Annotated in this window: 11 protein-coding genes; all 11 read right to left on the bottom strand. The window is 74.4% G+C overall.

Annotated features, from left to right (window positions below; all coding sequences use genetic code 11):
- The 11 genes from ACSU6L_RS33075 to ACSU6L_RS33125 all read right to left on the bottom strand — a co-directional run bounded on the left by ACSU6L_RS33075 (window position 1) and on the right by ACSU6L_RS33125 (window position 15,318).
- Entirely contained in the window at window positions 1-675 is a 675-nt protein-coding gene (locus ACSU6L_RS33075; protein ID WP_437062799.1) for a hypothetical protein, read from the bottom strand.
- 51 nt (window positions 676-726) lie between these two features.
- Entirely contained in the window at window positions 727-3,630 is a 2,904-nt protein-coding gene (locus ACSU6L_RS33080) for an ATP-binding protein (RefSeq protein WP_437062801.1), read from the bottom strand.
- 189 nt (window positions 3,631-3,819) lie between these two features.
- Complete coding sequence (locus tag ACSU6L_RS33085) at window positions 3,820-4,827, bottom strand: (-)-alpha-amorphene synthase (RefSeq protein WP_437062803.1); 1,008 nt, start codon at window positions 4,825-4,827, stop codon at window positions 3,820-3,822.
- 5 nt (window positions 4,828-4,832) lie between these two features.
- Entirely contained in the window at window positions 4,833-6,257 is a 1,425-nt protein-coding gene (locus ACSU6L_RS33090) for a cytochrome P450 (protein WP_437062805.1), read from the bottom strand.
- A gap of 185 nt (window positions 6,258-6,442) precedes the next feature.
- Window positions 6,443-7,102, bottom strand: coding sequence for a dienelactone hydrolase family protein (locus ACSU6L_RS33095; RefSeq protein ID WP_437062807.1), 660 nt, complete (start codon window positions 7,100-7,102; stop codon window positions 6,443-6,445).
- 109 nt (window positions 7,103-7,211) lie between these two features.
- A complete protein-coding gene (locus ACSU6L_RS33100) occupies window positions 7,212-7,490 on the bottom strand; it encodes a hypothetical protein (RefSeq protein WP_437062809.1) in 279 nt (92 codons plus the stop codon).
- Window positions 7,487-8,938 carry a DUF6895 family protein gene (locus tag ACSU6L_RS33105; RefSeq protein ID WP_437062811.1) on the bottom strand — a complete coding sequence of 484 codons (1,452 nt, stop codon included), beginning with the start codon at window positions 8,936-8,938 and terminating at the stop codon, window positions 7,487-7,489. Before ACSU6L_RS33105 ends, ACSU6L_RS33100 begins: the two co-directional genes overlap by 4 nt.
- Window positions 8,935-9,732 (bottom strand): ABC transporter permease, encoded by a 798-nt coding sequence (locus ACSU6L_RS33110; RefSeq protein WP_437062813.1) that lies wholly within the window; start codon window positions 9,730-9,732, stop codon window positions 8,935-8,937. The genes ACSU6L_RS33105 and ACSU6L_RS33110 overlap by 4 nt, the downstream gene beginning before the upstream one ends.
- Window positions 9,729-10,685, bottom strand: coding sequence for an ABC transporter ATP-binding protein (locus tag ACSU6L_RS33115; RefSeq protein ID WP_437062815.1), 957 nt, complete (start codon window positions 10,683-10,685; stop codon window positions 9,729-9,731). The genes ACSU6L_RS33110 and ACSU6L_RS33115 overlap by 4 nt, the downstream gene beginning before the upstream one ends.
- Entirely contained in the window at window positions 10,682-12,073 is a 1,392-nt protein-coding gene (locus ACSU6L_RS33120) for a lanthionine synthetase C family protein (RefSeq protein WP_437062817.1), read from the bottom strand. Before ACSU6L_RS33120 ends, ACSU6L_RS33115 begins: the two co-directional genes overlap by 4 nt.
- Window positions 12,070-15,318 carry a lantibiotic dehydratase gene (locus tag ACSU6L_RS33125; RefSeq protein WP_437062819.1) on the bottom strand — a complete coding sequence of 1,083 codons (3,249 nt, stop codon included), beginning with the start codon at window positions 15,316-15,318 and terminating at the stop codon, window positions 12,070-12,072. The genes ACSU6L_RS33120 and ACSU6L_RS33125 overlap by 4 nt, the downstream gene beginning before the upstream one ends.
- Window positions 15,319-15,429: the final 111 nt, after the last annotated feature.

The following is a 15,429-nucleotide window of genomic DNA, read 5'->3' on the forward strand; positions in this document are numbered from 1 at the left end:
TCAGCGGCCCACGAACCCGAACAGGAACACCATGTAGGCGACGAACAGCACCAGGATCACCGTGATGGCGACCACGTTGGTCCGGCCGACCGACACCTCCGCACCGGTCGTCAGGTTCCGCAGCCGCCGCACCCGCAGCGTCCCGCGCTTGAACTCACCCGTGGCGCGCACCCAGTCGCCGTCGTGGACGGCGCCGTCGAACCGGTCGCCGCGCATCTCGACGGCCACCAGCCGCAGCGGCGTACCGCTCCGGCGTTCCTGGATCTCCACCCGGAAGTCGCACACCACCGTGCTGCCGGAACCCTCGTCGACCTCGGTGCGCATCCGCACGTTCTGCGCCACGCCCTCGATGGTGCCGCCGCCGGTGTGGACGAGGGACGGGGGAGGCTGCCTCACGGGGCGCAGCGGCGGTTCCACGGACCGGTGGTCGGTCCGCGTGTTCATCCGCGTGTCCGTCCGGGCGTCCGTGACGACGGTCGGGTCACGGACGACGGGCCGGCCGACCGTGCTCTCCGGAGGCGGCTCCGTCCAGGTCGACCGCCGGCGCCGACGCCGCCACCACGGCCGCTCGTCCTCGTTCAGGAAGGGCGGCAGCCACGATCCGCAGACGCGGCACTTCTGCGCGCTGGCGGGTGCCTCTCTGCCACAGCTCTCGCAGGTCCAGGCGCCATCCACACCACCATCGTCACCCCGCTGCCACGCCCGCGCCACAGGAGCGAACCCCCGTCACGGACGCGACCGCGGAGCCCCCAGCGCCTCGGCGAGCCCCGCCGGGTCGGTGCCGAGCTTGCGGTACGCGGCCGAGAGCAACTGCCGCACCCCCTGCTCCGTGAGGCGCAGATCCTTCGCGACCACCGACGCCGGCTGGCCCTGCGCCGTCAGCTCGGCGGCCCGGCGCTCGTGCGCCGTCAACGAGTCCGTCTGCGTGTACCGCAACGGCAACGGCCGCAGCCCGGCGGTCGACAGCTCCTCCCTGGCCTGGGCGGCCAACGCCGTGGCACCACAGTGGACGGCCACCTCCAGCCCCTGGTAGAGCCGGTCGGCGGCATCCTGCAGCCGGCCGTGGCGGGCCAGCGCGGCGCCGTGTCCGACCAGTGCCCGGGCCAGCTCGTAGGCCGCCGGCGACTGCTCGAGGCGGTCCACGGCCTCCGTGTACAACTCCAGCGCCGCCGGCCCGCCCGTCACCTCGGCCTCGACGCGGAGCGCCTGGCCGATCGCGGATTCCGCACCGAAGTCCCGGGCCCGCGCCACGGCTTCCCGGGCGGTCTCCACCGCCCGCTCCGGGGCGGATCGGGCGAGCGCGGTCGACAGATCCATCCGCCAGGGGCACCAGGCGGGGTTGCGCCAGTCCCGCCCGTCCAGCCACTTCCCGACCTTGGTCAGCAACCGCTCCGCCTCGGCCCGGCGCCCCTCCGCCAGCAGCAACTCCGCGTAGACCGTGCGCGGGTCGGGGTAGATGACGGCGTTGGGGACCACCTCGCCGTAGTGGTGCTCGTCGGCGACCCGGCGCGCGGCGGTGGTGCGGCCGCGGGCCAGCAGCGTCTGGATGAGGATGCCGATGGCGAACCACTGCGCGGGCACGGCTCCTTCGACCCGCGCGGCGGTGCGCAGGCCCCCGCGGACCCATTCCTCCGCCTCGATGAGGTCGCCACGGCGGTAGCGGATGTAGCCGAACAGGGTCTGCCCCAGGGCCAGGTGGGAGCCGCGCCAGCCCTTCGTCTCACACTCGGCCATGCCCTTGGTGAACAGTTCCTCGGCCCGCCGCGGCCGGTCGCAGTACATGAACGCCAGGGCCACCGACACCGGCACCTCGAAGCCCCGGTTCTCGTCGGTCCAGCTCATGCCGTCGCGCAGGGCTTCCTCGGCGTAGCGCAGTACGGATTGCTGGGGCTCTCCGCGCAGGAGGGCGTCCCAGGCCCGCAGTCCCAGAATCCAGCGCTCCTCGGGCCCACGTCCGGGCAGCCGCTCGGCCAGCCGGGTCAACCGGCGTGAGCGCGCGGGCGAGTCGGACTCGTCGGTGCGGAACATGCTCCACACGAAATGATCGGCCTGCATCCGCAGCCGGATCCGTGGATGGGCCGCCTTGTGCGCCTCCTCGGCGGCCACCGTCGCGGCCTCGGCCATCCGGTCGGTGTGGGCGAGCGCCTGGGTCAGCCGGTAGACGATCGCGGCGCGCAGCTCGGGGTCGACACCGGGCTCCGCCAGGGCCTCCCGCAGATGATGCACCGTGGCCGTCGGCTCGATCAGAAACGTGGCACACGCGAGTTGGTGCAGAAGCGCGGCACGCTGCTCCGGAAGAGGCGGCTCCTGCAAGGCCCGGTTCAGCAGCCGCCGGGCCGCCTCCGGAGCCCCTGCGCGCAGGTACTCGTGCGCGGCCTCCCGCAGGCTGTCGACCGCTTCCGGCTTGCCTTCGCACGGCACTTCCAGCAGGTGGCGGGCGGCTGCCGCCGGACCGTGCCCCGCCGCGCGGACGGCCACCGCCGCCGCGTTGTGCAGCCCGCTGCGAAAGGCCGGAGAGATGGACCGGTAGATCGTCTTGGCGATGATCGGGTGCTCGAAGTCCAGTCCGCCTCCGGGCGCCTGGCCCTCGGCCACGATGCGGGCGGCGCGCAGCTTCTCGACCGCTTCCGCAGCGGCCTGGCTGCCGACCGACGAAAGCGTGGCGGCCAGCTCGGGGGAGAACGGCGATCCCAGGACGACCGCCGCGTGGGTGAAGAGGACGGTGCTGGTGCCCAGCCCGCGCAGACGCTCCAGCAGGCCCGGGCCCTTGACCGCCGCCGCGATGTCCCGCATGGCGGGGAGGTCCTCCCGAGTGCCCCTCAACTTGCGTTCGGCGAGCCCGTGGGCCAGCTCGACGGTCTCGAACGGACTGCCGCCGGTGGCCGCACAGCATTCCGCGCAGAACTCGTCGTCGGCCTGCTCTCCGACCACGTCCCGCACGATCCGTGCCACGCCCGCAGTGGTGAGCGGGGCCAGCGAGTAGGGACGGCGGCCGTGGTCCTCGATGAGAGCGCGGAACGCCGCCGCCTCGGGCGGCAGTTCGGCGGGCCGGTAGGCGGCGACGATCAGGACGGGCAGGTCTGCGACGCGGGGAGCGAACGAGGTGAGCCAGCTCAGGGACTCCAGGTCGGCCCAGTGCAAGTCGTCGAGGAGCAGGACGAGCGGCCCCTTCGTCGCCGTGAGCCGAGTCATCACCCAGTCCAGACCGTCACGCACCCCGGTCGGGTCCGGCACATGCCCGTTGGGTGCCGCCTCCAGGCCGAGGGTGGTGGCGACGATGGGGTACCAACTCCCCATGAACTTGTGAAGAGCGGACTCGTTCATCGTGGCCAGAGTGGGCTGCACGAGCTGGCGGACGGCACGGAACGCCAGCTCCTGTTCCGCCTCGCCACCCCGGCACGAGAGCACTCGCAACCCGTGGGCCGTGGCCCGGGCACGAGCCGCGGAGAGAAGTGCCGTCTTCCCGAGGCCGCCCGGACCGGTGAAGGCGAGCAGACCGCCGTGACCGGGCGCGCCGCCGTGTGAAGAGGCACGCAGTTCCGACATGGCGGCGTCGAGCGCATCGAGTTCCCTCTGGCGTTCGAACAACGGCCGGGCCGGGGCGATCGATTGCCGTGACTCAGGCGCCATGTGCCTTACCGCTTCCTGTCGCTGGTTCGCAGGCAGCGCCGAGCGTACGCCCTCAACGTCCCCCAATCGGCCGCATTGATACAGGAGGAGAACAAGGATGGGTGAATCGACGACTCTGCTGGTTTGACCACCCGTCTGTCTGGTAATCAAGCAAGATTGGCCCTCGGAGTGAGGGCCAATCGCCGGAGTTCACTGGAACACGGCTGGCGTGGTCGCCTCCGCGTACCGGGGGACGGTGCGGGACCAGTAGTAGCAACCGCGCATCCAGCCGATCATGCCCTCCACGTAGGAGACGCCGGCCGGGCTCAGCTCCGGCTCGATCTGCGCGTGGAGCCCCTCGAACTCACTGATGGTGCTGTTGATCTGCCCGATGGCACGCGCGACGGCCACCGGCAGGGAGCACCGGTCCGTGTACTGGTGGGCCAGCGCCAGGTTGATCATCTCGCCCGCCAGTTGCTCCTTGACCGCGGAGAACAGATCGGGGATCCACACCGCGGCGTCGGCGGACAGCCGTTCCAGGCGTCGCATGACGGGGTGGTGCAGTTCCGCGGCGCTCAGTTCCTGGGAGTGCGAGGCCTCGCACAGCGGATAGAACGGTTCCACACCCGCGGTGAGCGAGCGGACCGAGGTGCACAGCTCGATGGTCGGTGGCGCCGAACGGGTCTGCGCCACCGCCTCGTACAGCAGGCCATGGACGTACTCACGGCTCTTCCAGGCCCACCGCGCCGCCTGGGCGGGCGTGCACCGTTCCTGGACCTGGCGGTACAGGTCGGCAAGGGCCGAGCCGAGCGCGGTGCTGGGGGCCGCACCGTCCCGCAGGATCGCGATGCTCTCGCAGAGCATCGGCAGCAGCCGTTCCGGCCAATGGCGGCCGAGCTCCTCCGCTCGGTCGTCGTAGACGAATTGGTACGCTATCTGGTTGGCCATGATCTGCAGGATTTCGGCGTCCATGGCCGGGCTGTTGAACGACGCCAGTTCAGCCGGACGCGTGTACGCGATCATGTCCAGCACGCCCGGCTCGTCGCCGAGTCCGCACGCCCGGAGCCATTTCTCGACTCCCGCCGTGGCCTCCGCCTCATGCCGGTTCCGCTGGAAGGGAAAAGGCATGTAGAGATGGGCGTCGATCAGCTCCTTGAGGCTGGAATTGTGAATTCCGCCCTGCCGCGGGACCGTGATTTCCTCATGCGTCGTCGACACCGTTGTCACCTGCCGTTCGGGAGTCCGGTTCGCGGAACGTCGTACGGGTGCGCCGTGCCGACCCGCTCGCGGGTACGCGGCACGCAGATCATCCGCAGCGCCCTCGGGCCCAGCGTCACCGCGGGGCGCGATTCCTCGGCGGGACCGGTCGCGTGCCGGAGCCGCCAGCGGCCGGCGACGACCGCCAGGGCGATCGTCGCCTCCGCCATGGCGAAGCCGTCACCGAGGCACTTCCGGCTCCCCGCGGCGAAGGGCACCATGGCGTGCTCCCGCCCGGCGGGGGGCCGCCCCGGCAGCCAGCGCTCCGGGAGGAACCGCTCGGGCTCGGGGAACGACGCGGAGTCGTGGTGCAGCAGGTACGGGCTGTACAGCACCGTCGTCCCGCGCGGGAGACGGCGTCCCGCCAGCTCCGTCTCGCGCGTGGTCACGCGGGTGAAGAGCCAGCCCGGCGGGGAGTGGCGCAGCGTCTCGGTCACGACCGCGCGGGTGTGTTCGAGGCGCGGCAGATCCTCGGCGCCGGGCCGTCGCCCCCCGAGCACCATGTCGATCTCGGCGTGCAGCGCGCGCTCCGCCGCCGGATTGCGGGCCAGCAGGTCGAACGCGGAGGCCAGGCACAGGGCGGTGGTCTCCACGCCGGTGAGCAGCAGGGTGATCAGCTGGTCGTGGACCTCCTGGTCGGTGACGGTCGGCCCGGTGTCGAGCGCGGCGGCCTGCAGGAGCGTTCCCAGCAGGTCGTCGCGGTGGTCGCCCGCCCGCCGCCGCTCGGCGACGGCCGCGGCCACGATGGCGTGCAGCCGGTCGACCGCGCGCCGGTAGCGGAGGTTGGCCGGTATGGGAAAGCGGAACGGGGCGTCGAACGGCACGATCGTCCGGACGAACAGGCCACGGACCACCTCGGCCAGGCAGTGCCGCACCTCGGCGTGAGCCGACGCGTCGAGGGAGTCGGAGAACAGCACGCGGCTCATCACCCGGGCCGTCACCGTCATCATCGCCGCGCTGACGTCGACCTGCTGTCCGGCCTGCCAGGAGGCGGACGCCGACTCGGCCTCCAGGCCCATCAGTTCCGCGTGGCCGGCCACGCGGGAGGGGCGGAAGGCCGGCTGGAGCAGTCTGCGCTGGCGCCGGTGCGGCTCGTACGGGCAGGTGACGACGCCGTCGCCCATCAGCCCGCGCAGTCTGTCGAACAGCGGGCCGCCCTTGTCGAACGTCCGTGCGTCCACGAGTATCCGGTGGACCAGTTCCGGGTGGCAGGCCACCCATGCGCGCCGGGGGCCCAGCCGCACCTCCACCAAATCGCCGTATGCCGGCAAAATATTCAGAAACGCCAGCGGTCGGCGGAACAAGGCGATACCGTGGCCGAGCAGTGGGATTGCGCCCGGCGCGGAACCCGCTGTCCATGCCTGTTCTGGTTCCGTTGCGGAACCGTTCATCGGATACCACCCGCCTCAGTCGAAACGCGAAATTCGGTGATCACCCACCGAATGGGCACTTGAACCAAGTCCTGCCCAGTTCAACCTGGTCGCGGATTGCGGAATCCTTTTTCCACAGGGGCGCACGGAAGCACGGTGAAGCACACAAAGAGATTTTCACCGCCGACCCGTTGACGGCGGCGCGCTCAGCCGGAAGGCTGCGCCAGCCGCTCCCGGAACCAGCCACCGGCCGCCTCGGCGACCTCCTCGAGCGCCCCGGGCTCCGGGAACAGATGCGTGGCGTTCGGTACGACATGCAGCCGGTACGGCACGGACAGCCGCGCGGCGGCATCCTCGTTGAGACCCAGCACCGTCTCGTCGGCGCCACCCACGATCAGCAGCACCGGAGCCTCCACCCGGGGCAGCCAGTCGCCCGCCAGATCCGGCCGCCCGCCCCGCGACACCACCGCGTACACCCGCCCCGGCCGCTCGGCGGCGGCCACCAGCGCCGCGGCCGCGCCCGTGCTCGCCCCGAACAGCCCTACCGGAAGACCCTCGGTGCCGCGCCGCCGCTCCAGCCAGTCGACCGCGGCCACCAGCCGCCCGGCCAGCAGACCGATGTCGAAACGGTGCCGGCCCGTCGCGGCGTCCTCGTACTCCTCCCGTTCGCTCAGCAGGTCCAGCAGCAGCGTGCCGAGACCCACCCGGTTCAGCGCCTCGGCCACCGCCCGGTTGCGCGGGCTGTGCCGGGAGCTGCCGCTGCCGTGCGCGAACAGCACCACCGCCGGGACCTCACCGCCCGGCACCACCAGATCGCCCGCGAGCGCCACCTCACCGGCGGGCACCGTCACCGCCTCGGAGTTCATCCGCCCTCACCTCCGGGTGCGCGTATCGACAGCGGCACGCCGAACCCCCGGCCCTCCACTGGGCCGGCACCCGCCAACGGGCCGACGGGCCGAGGTCAGCGAGCCGGGGTCAGCCGCTCCGCTCGTCGTCCGCCGTTCCCTCGACACCGGTCAGCGGATCGCCGGTCGCCGTGCCCGGCGGCTCCGGCTCACGGGGCCGGCTCTCCAGACCGGAGTGGGAACCCGGCTCCTCCTCGTCGAGGGCACGGGAGTAATCCGTCTCCGGCACGTCCTCGACGTCGTCCTCACGCTCGCCCTCCGCCTGGGAGGGAGTGGTGCGCGGCGGGTCGTACGTGTCGGTGGCGTCGTCCCGCTCGCCCTCGGCCTGGGACGGTGTCTGCTCGCTCATCGTGTTCCTCCCGAGGTCCGATCGGTCCCGGTCGGTCCCCCCGTGTACCCGTCCGGCCCCGCCTCATGCGAGTCACACCACCCCGCGGCCAGCAGCGCGGCGGCCGACCGCGCCAGAGCCGTGTCGCCCCGCCCCAGCACATGCGCCACCGCCAGCACCGCCGCGAGCCCCGCCCGGTCCCGCCGCCACGCACACACGACGAGCAGCGGCTCGACACAAGCACCCCACGCGGCCCGCTCCCCGTCGGACGCTTCCCCTACGCCACCCCGCACCGCGTCGGCCCAGCGACACACCGCGTCGGCGTCACCGGCGTCGGGGGGTGACGGTGGGGCTGTGTGTCGTGGGGTGCCGTCGGCTCCGGCGGCGGGCGGTGACTGTGCTGCGGGTTCTGGGGAGCGGTCGGTGCTGCGGCTGCCGCTGTCGGCTTCGGTGGGTGCCGAGGGCCGTGTGGTGCCGCCTGACCCTGTGCCGGGCGGTGTGGGGTGCCCGGGGTCGTCCGCGCGGCCGTCGGCCGATACCGGTGAACCCAGATGCACCGCCGCCGCGAGCCCCGTCGCCAGCGTGGTGTGGTAGCAGGTGCCGAAGAGGTACGCCGTCGCCTTCTCGCCGGTCAGAGGGGTCGGACCGGTCAGCAGGGCGGGTCGGTGCACCGGGCCGGGTACCGCCCCGTCGGGGCGCTGGGAGCGGGCCAGGGTGGCCCAGCCGGCGGACCTGAGCCGGTCGTCGGGATCGCCCGCCAGCTCCGCGCACACCAGCAGCTCCGCGACGAGGTCGAGGTGGCCGAGGGCGAGCTGCGCGGCCAGCAGTACGTGAACGGTGTCGCGCGGCAGGGGCACGTCCGGCGGGAGCGGGCGGGCGCCGAAGTCGGTGGCGTAGAAGAGCGCGTGGGTGAAGGCGTAGACCTCGCCCTCGTCCAGGGTCAGCGGGTCCGCGCCCAGCCCCGGCAGACTCTGCCGGTAGAGGGACGTCCGGTCCGGCAGCTCGGGCGGGGCGGGGAGGCCGCAGCGGTCGAGGAAGCAGCGCAGCTCCAGCCGGCTCGCCACCGGTCTGTGGGGGCGGGTGTGCCCGCCCGCGCCGACCGCGAGCAGTGCCCGGCAGTCCCGCCGCAGCTCCGGTCTGGGGCGGCCCAGCAGTTCCAGCAGCGCCACCAGGTTGAGGTGGTACGGGAAGTACAGGTCCGCGCGGCGCAGCCCGGTCACGAACCCGGGCTCGTCGACGATCCGCTCGGCGAGGTCGAGCGCCCGGGCACGCAGCTCGGAGTACGCCGGAACCGTCAGCCCCGGCACCCGTTCCAGCAGACGCAGGAACCCCAGCAGTTCCAGCAGCGGACCCGGCCGGAAGGGGCGGCGCGGCAGCCGGCGCTCCCACTCGCCGGGGTCGAACCAGTCGAGCTGCGAGGACAGCCAGCCGGTCACTCCCTCCAGGACCCGGAGCGCGGTCTCCCTCACCGGCCGCTCCGCAGCCGCAGCAGCGTCAACGACAGCGCCAGGACCGCGCCGAGCGCCCCTAGATCGGCCCACCACGGCAGGATCCCGGGGCCGCCGAGCAGGCTCTGCCGGGCCAGGTCCACCGCGTACGTCATCGGGTTGAGGTGCATCACCGCGGCCAGCCAGCCCGGCGCGTCCTCGGGGGCGAACACCGAACCTGACAGGAACAGCAGCGGGAACATGGCCAGTTGCACGGCCGCCTGGAGCGTCTGCACCCGCTGGATCAGCGTCGCCAGACACAGCCCGATGACGCTGAACACCGCCGCGCTCAACGCGTAGCACGCGGCCGCCGCCACGAAAGCCGACGGCGTCAGCGGCACCCCGGCGAGCGGGCTGAAGGAGAGCATCAGCACACTCTGCGCCGTGACCGCCCCGGCACCCGCGACCACCTTGCCGAGCGGCAGACAGATCCGCGGCACCGGCGCCACCAGCAGCTCGCGCAGCACGCCGTACTCCCGGTCCCAGGCGTACGTCTGCCCGGAGGCGATGCCGACCGACACCACCTGGATGGCGATCAGCCCCGGGAAGACGTACGCGCTGAACGGCACCCCGGGGCGCACGGAGCCGATCATGCCGTCGAAGCCGACGGCGTAGACCAGCACGAAGAACAGGACCTGCACGGCCTGGCTGACCAGCATGCCCGGCCGGATGACCTGGCGCAGCAGGTCCCGGTGGGCGATGACCGCGACGGCCCGCAGGCCGGACGCCAGCCGTTGCGCCGGGGTGTCCGCGCCGAACGCCGCCGGGAGAGTCACCGTGCGCTCACCTGCCCGTCGGCGGCCGCGGCCAGGTAGACGTCGTTCATCGACGGGTGCCGCACCGAGAGGGTGAGCCCGGGGACGTCCAGGGCGCGGACCACGTCGGCGACCCGGCTCTCCGGGTCCGGGCAGTGCACGGCGATCCCGTCCGGCCCGGTCAGCGGGGCGAACCCGGCCGCGCGCAACTGGGCGGCGGCGAGCGCGTCGTCGGCGCTGGCCACCACGATCCGCGAGGAGTCCAGGTTGCTCTTGAGCCGCGCGGCGCTGCCCTGCCGGACCACCCGGCCGTCGCGCATGATCACGATCTCGTCGGCGTACTCGGCCTCGTCCATGTAGTGCGTGGAGTACAGGACCGTCACGCCCAGTTCGTCCCGAAGCCGGGTCAGGTCCGCCCACACCGCGCTCCGGGCGCTCGGATCGAGCCCGTTGGTCGGCTCGTCGAGCAGCAGCAGCCCCGGCCGGTGCAGCAGCGCGCGGGCGATCTCCACCCGGCGGGCCAGACCGCCGGACAGCTCCTCGACGGGCCGACGGGCCCGGTCCTGGAGCCCGAACAGCTCCAGCATCAGCGCGATCCGGCCGCGCGCGTCCGCCCGCCGCATCCCGAACAGCCGGGCGTGGAACCACAGGTTGCGTTCGACGGACAGCTCCTTGTCGAGGGTGCGCTCCTGGAAGACCAGGCCCAGGGCGCGCCGGGCGGCCATGGGGGAGCTGCGCACGTCATGGCCGAAGATCCGCGCCGCGCCCGCGTCCGCGCGGGCCGCCGTGGACAGCACCCGCAGCAGGCTCGACTTGCCCGCCCCGTTGGGCCCGAGCAGCGCGGTGATCCGCCCGGGAGGCGAGGAGACGTCCACCCCGCGCACGGCGGTCACCTTCCCGTACCGCACGACCAGCCCGCGCACCTCGTACGCGGGCACCCCGGCCCCGCCCGCCGCTCCGGCCGCGCCGCTCACACCAGCCCCAGACAGCGGTCCCACGGCAGCGGTCCGTGCGGCACCGGCGACAGCGCCAGGGCCACCCCGGCGGCGCCCTCCAGCATCCCGGCCACGTCCAGCGCCCGGTGCGGCACCGACGAGTGCGCGGCCGCCGGGAAGCGCATCAGGTGCCGGAACCCGAACGGGGCCTCCTCGTCGAGAGCTGCCAGCACCATCCCCGTCAGCCGGTCACGGCCCGCATGCAGCACCGGATCGGGCTCCGCCTCGGCGACCCGCGACAGCACCGCGAGCAGCCCGGCGAAGCCATGGCACACGGTCGGCCCGTCCACCGCCCACCGGCGCTCGTCCCGCCGCAGCGCCGCGCGCAGCCCCTCGGCGGCGGCGGCCCGCCAGCGCGGCTGCCCGAACACCCGCCCCGCGCGGTGCAGCGCCGCAGCGACCCCCGGCGTGCCGTAGCACCAGGCCGTACGGGTGAACAGGGCGCGCGGCCGGTCGGCGGCCGTCTCGTCGTCCCAGCCCGCCCGCGCCGGCCAGTACGGCCCGGCCTCGTCGTGCAGCGTCCAGCCCAGCAGCCAGCCCGCGATCCGGTGCGCCGCCTCCGCCAGCCCCGGCACCTCGTGCCCACGCTCCGCGGCCGCGGCCAGCACGGCGAGCGGCCCGGCGATGCCGTGCGCCATACCGAGGTTGAAGTCGCCCCGCGGATACGTCCGCCGGTCCCGCTCGCTGACCTGCAGATCGGCCGGCACCCACCAGCCGGGCACCGTGCGCCGCACCGGCCCCACCACCGTGACCGGCTCGCTGACCGCGACCAGGTGCCGCAGCGACGCCGCCAGCGTCTCCGCCACCTCCGGGGACCGCTCGGCCGGGTCCTCCGCCGAGTCGAGCAGGATCCGCGTGGTCCCCGACAACCCGTTGACGAGGTCGTACGACGCCCAGTCCACACCCTGCCCGCCCCGCCCCGCGCGCTCCTGGAACGCGGCGAGCCGCTCCCGCTGCTCCCGCGCGACCCACTGCGCCAGGCGGCGCCGCAGCGACGCGTAATGGCCCGCGCCGCCCGCGCAGGTCTGGGCGGCGGCGAGCAGCGCGGCCGGACCGGAGAACAGGCCACGGCTGGGCACGGCGCCCACCGCCCGGCCGGCGGCGGCGAGATGACGGTGCGCCACCGCACGCCACGACGCGTCCGCGCGGGCCAGCTCCCCGTACAGCAAAGCGGTGCCGGGCAGACCGTTGGAGAGGGTGAGCGGCCCCCACATCACAGCGTCGTACACCGGGTCCCGGTTGTCCTCGCGGGACGCCACGGCGGCGACCGCGTCGGGGTCCGCGAGCCGCCGCGCGACCAGCGCCACGGCCCGCTCGGCCGCCGCCGCCAAGGCGGGGGAGCGGTGCCCGAGGGCGACGGAACTCATGACAGGTGCCTCCGGCGGTAGAGATGGTCCTGTACGGCGCCCCGGGCGATGCCGAGCACGGCCGTCTCCCGGGCGGTGGAGCCGCCCAGCAGCCGGTTGCACACCATGTGCAGCAGACTGCCCACGACCCGGCCCTCCGGCGTCCGTCCGCTCTCCCGTGCCGCCCGCGCCAGTCGCCGCACGGCCGCGTCCCGCTCGCCCAGCGCGGCCAGCACGCGCGCGCCGACGGGGTCGGCGGACAGCGCGGGCCAGCCGCCGTACGGATCGACCAGCCGGCGCCAGCCGGCGGCCCGCTCCCGGAAGGCCTCGGGCAGGTCCCGCCGGGAGCCGGTCATGCCCAGCCAGGCCGCCGCGCCGTCGCCCCCGCAGTCCTCGGCGAGCAGCGGATGCCCGGGCGCGGGCGCCCCGAAGGCGTGGGCCAGCGCGGCGCAGGAGACCACGGCGAGGTCGTCGGCCCGGATCCCGGCCGGGCCGGACCGGACGCCTGACCAGACACCGGCGGGCGGGGCGTGCCGGACCTCGTGGGCGAGCCGCAGCAGCGCGACGGCGGCCTCGCTGTCGCGTCGGAACACCTCCTCGGCCGCCGCCAGCGCGCCCGCGCCGCCGTACCGCTCGACCTCCGGGTCGTACGGGGCCAGCGCATGCCCGCGCACCAGCCCCCGCCGCTGCCACTCGGCCAGCAGCCCGCCCACCTCCAGCGCGACCGCGCCCCACAGATCGGACCGCGCGCCGTGCAGCCGCACCCGCAGATGGTGCCCGGCGTCGTCGGTGTAGCGCAGGAAGAACCAGCGGTCCACGCCGCGTTCCCGGGCCCGCTCCACCAGCCCGGGCAGCGCGGTGCGCAGCAGCTCGTCCTGGCCGCGCGCGGAGCCGTACACCTTCAGCGACAGCCAGTCGCCGCCTAGCCCGTGCACGGCGCGCCGCGCGGTGTGGTGACCGGTGTAGGGGCGGTACGCCGGCGGTGCCGGGCGTCGGGTGAGGGGAACGACGATCTCCGTGGTGTGCCCGGCGAGCGGACCGTCCAGCAGTCCTTCGTGCTCCCCGGGCACCTCCTGGGCGATCAGGTCGGGGTGCCGGGGGAGCCGGTCGCGCAGCAGCTCACGGTGCCACGCCCGGTCCAGGTCGAGCAGCAGCCGCTGGTCCGCGGTGACGGCGAGGACCAGCCGGGGAACGTCCCAGCGCTCGCGCCAGGCGGCGACCTCACGGTCCCACGCGGCCCCGGTCGCGCCCGGCGCCACGGCCCGCAGCTCGTCCAGCCGCCACACGGCACAGGCCAGCACGAACCGGCCGGAGCGGATCCTCGGCACGAACGGCGCCTGGGCGAGCGGACCCCAGTTCCACGGCTCCCACAGCCGCTGCCCCTCCAGGCCGATCTCCCACAGCAGCCGGGCGGCGTTGGGCGCCTGCGCGGGAGCGCTCACCATGTTGCCCAGCACCGGCACGATCTCCCGGCCCGTCGGCAGGTGCACGGCCGTCAGCCGGTCCAAGGTGGCGCCGACGCCGATGTCCGCGAGCCGCAACTCCTCGGCACCGGCCGCGTCCGGGACGCCCACGGAGATCCGCCGCCCCGTCGCGGGCACGGTGTGGGCCAGGTTGGACGCCCGGCCCGACCGGGTCCGGAAGGCGAGGTCCACCGCCACGGCCCCCGCCACGTGCACCGGCGTCTCCCGGTGCAGGGCTGTGAACGGCTCCCGCCAGCCGGGGTCCAGGTCGGCGAACCGCGCCAGGGTGGAACCCGCCCGGTGGGAGCCGGGGGAGGGGGACAGGAAGACCAGGAACTCCCCGCCGGTCAGCGCGTCCGCGTCGGCGGCCACCACCTGCACCGTGACCTCGCACGAATTCTGCGCGACGGCGCCGACAGCGCCTGTGTCCGCCGCGTTCGCCGTGTCCGCCGTGTCCGGGCACAGCTCCGCCAGCTCGGCGTCGGTCAGCACCATCTCGCGCCGCCGCTCGCGCACCGCCGTCGCCGCCAGCCGCGCCATCGCCCGGTCGACGGCGACCGCGCGCGGCTCCTCGGGCGGGGCGGGCGCGGCCTCGCTGTTCGGCCAGCCGTACCCTGCCGGCGCCCCCAGCCCGGTCGCCGGATCGAGCAGTTCCAGCACGGGCACCAGCCGGTCGGCGCCGTACACGTCGAGGAACCGCCGGTGGAAGTCGCGCAGCGCCAGCAGTCCCCGCTTCGGCCGCGACAGCCGGAGCATCAGCGTCGCCGCCCGCTCGACCTCCTCCCGCACGGCGTACGGCAGACGCAGCTCCACGTCCAGCCGGGTGTCCACGTGCAACGGCGTGTCGTCCGCCGCCACGGCACGGGCGTCCGCCAGCAGCCGCCGCAGCCGCTCCCGCCCGGCGCCCGGAGGCAGGGCGTCGTAGTCCGCGCGGTCCCGGTCGAGGCGGTGCAGCGCCGCGCGGACCTGCTCGGTGGCGGGAGAGGGGGCCGCCACCGAGTCCAGGACCGACCGCACGTGCCGCAGCGGATCACGGCCGTCCAGCGGCGGGCGCAGCGAGGTGATCAGGATCTCCTGCCCGACCAGCTCCGCCAGCAGGGCGCGCAGCCGGTGACCGGGCGCCTTCGGGAAGGCGGCCGTGAGCCGGTCCACGAGCACCGGATACGGCACCGGAGTACGGGCCTCGGCGACCACCCGCGCCACGACCGGCGTGTGCCGTACGGACACGGTGGCCCGCCCGGCGCCGTCCGCCGTGGGCGCCGCCGCGCGTGCCGAGGGGGCGGTCAGCACCAGCCGGTCGCCGCGCACCGTCAGCGCCTGGTGCGCCTGCACGGTCAGCGCCTCCAGCACCGCCGGATCCCGTTCCAGACGGTGCGTCACCTTCGTGAGCCACTGGACGTCCGCGTGGGTGCGCGTCCGATGGGCCGTTCCCCGGACCGCCTTCGCGGTGGCGTAGAACTCGCCCACGGCCACGCCCGCGAACAGACCGAACGGCGTCGGCCGCGTCCGCATCCGGATGTCGTACCGCAGCACCGCCAGCGCCGCCCGCCGCAGCCGCCGGGCCGTCAGCCCTTCGGTGCTCCGCGCGGCCACGCGGCGCACCAGCGCGCTGAGCGCCGGTGAGGCGAGGGCGAGGGCCTCGTCCAGCAGCGGATCGGCGGCGGCCGCGCACAGCAGCGCCGCGCAGGCGCCGGGATCGTCGGGCGTGACGCCGTCCTCGGGGAGCGGCAGGCCCGGCGCGGCCGGGGCCACCGGGGCGCGGAGCAGGAAGACGTCGGCCGCGCGGAACACCGTGTCTCCCAAGGCCTGCTCCCCTCCGCCGTCCTGCCGCGGTCCCCGCGCGCGTCGTTCGGTCGATGTCGATGTCGATGCCGTGTCGTTGTCGATGTCACCGGCGCCGTCCGGGGGCCGGCC

The sequence above is a fragment of the Streptomyces sp. enrichment culture genome (genome assembly GCF_964272855.1).
Taxonomy (GTDB): domain Bacteria; phylum Actinomycetota; class Actinomycetes; order Streptomycetales; family Streptomycetaceae; genus Streptomyces.